The organism is Gilliamella sp. HK2 (genome assembly GCF_001690265.1).
In the GTDB taxonomy this organism is placed as follows: Bacteria; Pseudomonadota; Gammaproteobacteria; order Enterobacterales; family Orbaceae; genus Gilliamella; species Gilliamella apicola_C.
Genome location: NZ_LZGV01000091.1, coordinates 1 through 3,999, shown reverse-complemented (window position 1 = coordinate 3,999; position 3,999 = coordinate 1). Strand labels below are relative to the sequence as shown.

5 protein-coding genes are annotated in these 3,999 nt (G+C 36.7%); all 5 read right to left on the bottom strand.

Annotated elements, in window-relative coordinates; genetic code table 11:
- Positions 1-1,196, bottom strand: a 1,196-nt coding sequence (locus A9G45_RS09570; protein WP_141673659.1) for a type VI secretion system Vgr family protein, incomplete at its 3' end; no start/stop codon positions are given.
- Between the two features lie 570 nt (positions 1,197-1,766).
- On the bottom strand, positions 1,767-1,898 hold the full coding sequence (locus tag A9G45_RS14125; RefSeq protein ID WP_141673658.1) for a transposase: 132 nt from the start codon (positions 1,896-1,898) through the stop codon (positions 1,767-1,769).
- Positions 1,899-2,093: 195 nt separating this feature from the next.
- Complete coding sequence (locus A9G45_RS09565; RefSeq protein ID WP_065567503.1) at positions 2,094-3,308, bottom strand: hypothetical protein; 1,215 nt, start codon at positions 3,306-3,308, stop codon at positions 2,094-2,096.
- Positions 3,308-3,580: a PAAR domain-containing protein gene (locus tag A9G45_RS09560; protein WP_065567504.1), complete on the bottom strand. Its 273-nt coding sequence runs from the start codon at positions 3,578-3,580 to the stop codon at positions 3,308-3,310. The genes A9G45_RS09565 and A9G45_RS09560 overlap by 1 nt, the downstream gene beginning before the upstream one ends.
- Positions 3,577-3,999, bottom strand: a 423-nt coding sequence (locus A9G45_RS14455; protein WP_218057089.1) for a DUF6708 domain-containing protein, incomplete at its 5' end; no start/stop codon positions are given. The genes A9G45_RS14455 and A9G45_RS09560, both read right to left, overlap by 4 nt.

The window sequence follows — 3,999 nt, the reverse complement described above, 5'->3', positions numbered from 1 at the left end:
TGTACACTTAAAATGAGGATACCGTCATTAATATTCGTCAGCGGACTGCCGTTGATATTAATCCATTGACCGGGAGCAAGGTTATAGCGATTACTCTTACCTTTAATGATAATTTGCTGGCTAATCGCCTGCTCATGGCGGATTTTGGCATACCATTGACCGCTTTCAATGGCGTTATCTTGTTCAATACCGTCATCTTGCGGTGACGGGTTAGCGGTTTGTGGTTGGTTGGAGTTAACGGCTTTATCATTTGGCTTACTCTGCTGACCTTGTCCGCTTTTATAATGCTCTTCGTAACGGTAATCAGTGCCTTGCGTGGTGGTGGTTTTGGGTTGGGTGTTGATATCGGTGAGTAAATCGGCTTTGGCATCACGGTAGTTATAGTCTTGAACGGTCACTGAGGCCGGTACCACTTCGCTATGTAAGGTGATATCCCAAACACTTTCTATGCCCGTATCGGCCATACCACTCGGCGGTTTATAGTCGATATTAGCCACCTGTACATAGCCTTGTTCATAATCACTTAATACCATCACATCACAATCATGCTCGGCATGGGTTTCAAAGCGGAACCAGATACCGACATCAGCCAATAAGCGTTGAATAAATTCCAAGTCGCTTTCTTGCCACTGAGTGATAAACTCCCGTTCAGGGTAACTGTCTTTGAGCACTAACCGGTAATCAATGCCGGTAAAGCCGTGGCTGCGTAGCACTTCTTCAACCACGCTGACCACGCTTTGATTTTGAAATAGGGCACTATTTTTCCCCACGGACAGCCGTGCTAAGCACGAAGATAACACGACTTGGTAATGAGCTTCATCTTTATTGACTGATAGCTGGCTAAATTCGGTGATGACCCCATGCAAGGTACGTTTATTGGTGACGGCGGGCAAGTCACTTAGTGAACGAATAGCGGAAGTTAATGGCTTGTTAATAACAGGATTAAAGAAGAAAGTCGATTTTTGGTTAAGGAACGCATCGGGCGATAAGGTTTTGTCAGGGCTGGTAAAGGTAACCACATAACGCCAAGGTTGATTTAACTGCTCATCACCGTCAACATGCAAAACCGAAATCGGTGCGGTCAGCCCGTCAACGGTTAAGGTATAGCGGTTATGGCTAACCCCCCCTAAGCCGTCTATTAAATGGCTAAACTCGCCACCGAGTTGATCCAAAAGGCGATTAAGTTCATTCGACATGTTTTCCTCTCCTATTATTTCTAATAATTTATCCCATTTATTTTTATTATATTATTGGTTTATCACTATATTATTGTTTTTACGTTGGTTATTTTTAGCATAAGCGATAATGCAAACAGAGTATAAACTATTTTAACGGAAAATTTAACTTTTTTAATGAATATCTTTGTTTAATATTAATAATTTCAATTAGTTAAACTAGTATGTTGGCGTTATTTAAAATCTTCATTGAATATACAATTTAAACTTTTTATTTAAACGTTTTGCAGCTTTATCAATTAGATTTATTAACTCATTAAATTTAAAATGATTTTACGTTGAAACGGTATAGATTCCTGAATATTTTTTACAAAAATGATTGTATTTTTGACCAATAAAATAGGAGGGATAATGCTTATATAAAATCAGCAAACCCATTCAAACAGCCAAGAGAAAATAGAAAGTGTAATATATCCTTTAAGCGTGAGGTATTATCCGTAAAAAAGCGCGTTGTAACTCAGTTATTGAGTTACAACGTTGGTTCTTTACAAACTCCGTTTTAATTGTTTTAAATGAGCCACTTTAGCTGACTTATGTTATCCAATAATTCAATGCTGATAGTGTCAAATCATATTGTGCGACGATTTCAGTATGTGATTTACCGTGTTGATAAAGACTGACTATTTGGCGTTTAAAATCATCTTTGAATGTTCGCCTTTTCATTTAATCTTATTCATATTAGATCTTTTTTCGTTGTGATAAGTTTATCCCTTAAAAAAGTTGTATGGTTTAGTCTAGCCAATTCAGTTGGGGGTGTTAAGGGATCTTATATTCCATAAAATACCTTAACGTTATCATAGTAAAAATACCAATAAAAAATCAGTAATTTTACATAGTGATATGTATTACCTTAAACGCTTAACAAGCGGTATTGTCTTGCAAACATGATACAACCGAAGCGGCAAGCTGTGTTTCACCTATCATAATCAATTGCTTATCTTTTTTTATAGATGCATTTTCAATGGCTAATAGTAATGCCAACCAATATGAACAATAGCCAGCATAACCAATTGAAGTATCGATATTAAAATGATTTTTTGCTTCAAACTGAATTTGATTAAAGTGGTGCATAATTTCATTTTTTAAATCGGGTAAAATACCGCTATACCAAACCCCATCATACTGATTATCATCTGCACTACCCCACAATAAAGCATGCTCAATCGTTTGCGTGAATTCCGTTTTTTGTTCACTACGATGAACTTTTATTAATGGTGAATTAGCAGTAGGAAAAAATGACGCGCTATCTACGTTTTCCCCAGCTAGAATTAGCATTGACGCAAACTCACCTTCATTGTTAATTGGGGCAGAAAACAGATGTGTATTAATCAGCAAAAGCAACTCATCATCATGATCGTCATTGTCTAACCATGTTTCTATAAATGTGGATGAATGGCTGGGATCTTCAATTTCAAAGCTAGCAGGATGATAGATTATTTTTCCCCATGTTTCCATCCATAATGCCTTTATTTTATCGTTTGAAATTTGAGCATCAATAAATAATCTAACATGCAAATTTGCTTGAGTTAACACTGTTGCAAATTTTGCTTTGTATTCTTTTTCAAAACGGGTAAAAATAAATTTTAAACGCTCATCAAAGCTTTCTGATGTCATCCCCTTAATCCCAGATAAAGTGGTATGAGGAATAACAATGCCGCTATTGCGGTGTAATTTACTTGTAATAAGAAAATCATTATTAGCAATAGTCGCGGCATTTCTTGTTTCGCCCTGCTCTGTAATAAGTGAAAAGCCTAAAACATATAATCCTCTTTGCCCATAATTAATCAGTTCTTGTTTACGCTCTTCTATACATAAATTCCACTGTTCAATATAAATTAGATGGTTACCATATAGAAAGACACCATATAAAAATATAAGCAGCCAAGAAACAAAAGGGAAAACAAAGAGGCCTGAAATAAAAAGGATATCTGATATGTCATAAAAAAAGCTGAGTGTAATAGTAATAATACAACCAAGCAAAATGAACACAATAAGCAAAGCACCCCAGAACCAAAAATTCATTTTTTTAGCATCAGGTAACGGGGCTGGCAATGAGGATAAATCGACAGACATTAGCTTTTTCCTACCTCGGATATTGATGAGATTAAAGAACAACCACAACTGCTTTTATGACCATCTAAAGCGACTAGCTTACCTTGATCGGAAAAAGTTGATTCGCCCTCAATAATAGGATTAATTCCATGCCCTTTTATTGGACAACTGACTAAATCCCCCACTCGAGCAACGGGTTTGCCTAAAATTGTCATTGTCGATGAAGCAGTAATGACTTTTCCGCCATGATCTGTCAAATCCCCTAACCGAATAACTCCGCGTGATTTACTCATTTTTTTATTTCCTTTGTTTTTATATTATAGGTTTTCATTTGTTGATATTGTGCATCTATTTGTTGATATTCTTCAAGCGAGCTGGCTTTGGATTTTTTGTCGATTTCTTCTGGCCAATTGACTTTGATTGGCCAAGTAAAGTCTTCTTCTGGCATAAATTCGGCATCCAAATTTTTATCAGAAAACGCCATATAGCTATTTATCCACATCCATTCGTCATAACTTAGACTGGTATCAGCAGCCAACAAAAAGTGGTCAATCACTTTAGTGGTATTAGGCTCACATACCACACACTCTAGGCGATAACTTCTAACCATTCCGCCACTCCCAAGAGGAACTGATACCGATGTCATACACCCTTGAATATCTGCCCAATTAAACTCTTTAACTGTAATTTCTTTTGCTTTTAAAGGTGAGCA

Coding starts and splice junctions, on each gene's coding strand:
- A9G45_RS14125 (WP_141673658.1), bottom strand. CDS start 1,898: ATGAAAAGGCGAACATTCAAAGATGATTTTAAACGCCAAATAGTCAGT.
- A9G45_RS09565 (WP_065567503.1), bottom strand. CDS start 3,308: ATGTCTGTCGATTTATCCTCATTGCCAGCCCCGTTACCTGATGCTAAA.
- A9G45_RS09560 (WP_065567504.1), bottom strand. CDS start 3,580: ATGAGTAAATCACGCGGAGTTATTCGGTTAGGGGATTTGACAGATCAT.